The sequence below is a fragment of the Gammaproteobacteria bacterium genome (genome assembly GCA_003696665.1).
GTDB lineage: Bacteria > Pseudomonadota > Gammaproteobacteria > Enterobacterales.
This window is the reverse complement of sequence record RFGJ01000664.1, coordinates 1-1,860: the sequence shown is the minus strand read 5'-3', so window position 1 is coordinate 1,860 and position 1,860 is coordinate 1. Positions and strand designations below refer to the sequence as shown.

General features: G+C 50.2%; 2 protein-coding genes. Both read right to left on the bottom strand.

Annotated features, from left to right (window positions below; translation table 11 throughout):
• Window positions 1–274: 274 nt before the first annotated feature.
• Entirely contained in the window at window positions 275–1,258 is a 984-nt protein-coding gene (locus D6694_15820) for a hypothetical protein (protein ID RMH32748.1), read from the bottom strand.
• Window positions 1,259–1,518: 260 nt separating this feature from the next.
• On the bottom strand, window positions 1,519–1,860 hold a 342-nt coding region (locus tag D6694_15815; GenBank protein ID RMH32747.1), incomplete at its 5' end, for a hypothetical protein.

Sequence of the window (1,860 nt, the reverse complement as noted above, 5' to 3'; positions counted from 1 at the left end):
GCCCCCCACAACCATCCGCCAACCAGCACGAAAGCCGCAAACCACACCAGCGCGATACGCCCGACAACAGTTTTCATGGTTTCCTCCTCAAAAAACACAGATGGAAAGACGGGGAAGCCCCCACGCAATGTTTCGATTGTACGCCAGAGAAAAGGCGAAGTCAAATTACCCCAGGTGCAGGCGATACCCGCAAAGGCTGTTCAAACGGCAGGGCAGGCAAGCAGTTTATCGTAACCGATGAAGACTCACAACCAGTCGCACAAAATCGCACCGTTTACCTTTGGGCCGGAGAGAGGTCAAGTTCAGATGTGGTTGGGCGTCGTATGACGTTCATAATGTCGGTGATTAAAACCCAAACTGGCAATAACCATCCCCATCCCATCCAATGGTTTGGTATTCCCTTACCGACGAGGATAATCAACCATGAAAGCAAAAATGAAAATTTATCCTCTGTAAATGCAAGCAACGTAGTACAGTGGTAGAGTGCGAAGTATGGACTACCTAACAGAGATGATGCGGCAAGTGTACGCAATTGCATACGAGGCTTTGTCACCTTTCTTGTGGCAATGAATATAGAAACTGGCCAGGCAAGTAATCCATAAGGCCAGATAGCAGCATTCCACCATGTAGCATGAAATGTGCGCATTACATGTAGCCAATCAGAAACCCATTTGGGCCACAACAGAATTGATAACGTCACTATCCCGATGAAAATCCCCATGGCACACAATAATTCTTTCCATTTTCTCGGGTTGATTACCCACCACCAAATGATTTGCAAAACTATTGCTCCTAACCCCACCTGAGGCTTTGTTAATAATGCTAGCCAGCTGAGGCCTAGCCACATCGGTCGTATGCGGTCTGTGATCACTAACAAAGTAAGGAGATACCCTGTCAAAGGGATGATTTCAATTTGCCCTAACCAAATATCCCAAAGCAATGGAGCGCTAACCAAAGCCCCCCACCACCGCTTATTTCCAGATAGCATGCCTGTTATACCAACAACAATCACACTGACGAATGTCAGAATCTGCCATCCAAAAGGCCATTCGAGTAGCGATAAAGGATAGGTACAGAGATAGACCCATCCCGGTGCAGTAGTGCCAGAAAAAGGGGCCTTGATGTAAAAAACAAACGCATCATAGCCGCCTGGCAAATAGCGCACAGACAAACCATAGCCCAGGGCAACCCCACTTAATATTGCAAAGTCGCGCACACGTGACTGTAAAAAAAGTAAATTAATACTCCTTGTGTTCATAAAACGCTAGTCTAGCCTACAATGCCCAACTCACTTTTGAAGTTTGCAAAAATTGGTTGTAAAGCGGGAAAATCAGCATCATATCCGCACAAGGTGAAGCCGGGCAATGTTCAGAACAGGCGACAGTCGCAACATACGTCCTTTCAAGGCTGCACCTCAACAGATTCAATGCAGCGCTCGACCGGCGAACTGCTCAAGTCCTGTTTCGAGGGAATGTGCGCATCACATTTTGGAGTGCCCCCTGACAATGTGCGTACCACTTACGAAGTGCTGCGATGCGCTTTGCCGGAGGAGGCAGGGAAAAACCCGCGCGGCAGGAAAAGCCACCCCAACAGGCCAAGCCCCAGGCTAAAGAGCAGAATGCTGCCCGCCTGGGTGGCAAACACCACACCGCGTCCCATGACTACGTCGCTAAGCATCACGTTTCCCTGCGCCGTGACACCCTCGACGCGATACACGTAATCCTTTCCAGGCCACAGGCGGCTATCGGTGTACCGGTACACAGTAGCAGGGTCGGAAACCGGTAATTCGGCCAGCAGGCGAAAATCCGTGGTGCCCGCGGGGGCGCGGTACACCCGGAAGGCCGTCCACATACCGCCGGG

Excerpts from the sequence above, each read along its gene's own strand:
- D6694_15820 (RMH32748.1), bottom strand. The coding sequence starts at position 1,258 with ATGAACACAAGGAGTATTAATTTACTTTTTTTACAGTCACGTGTGCGC.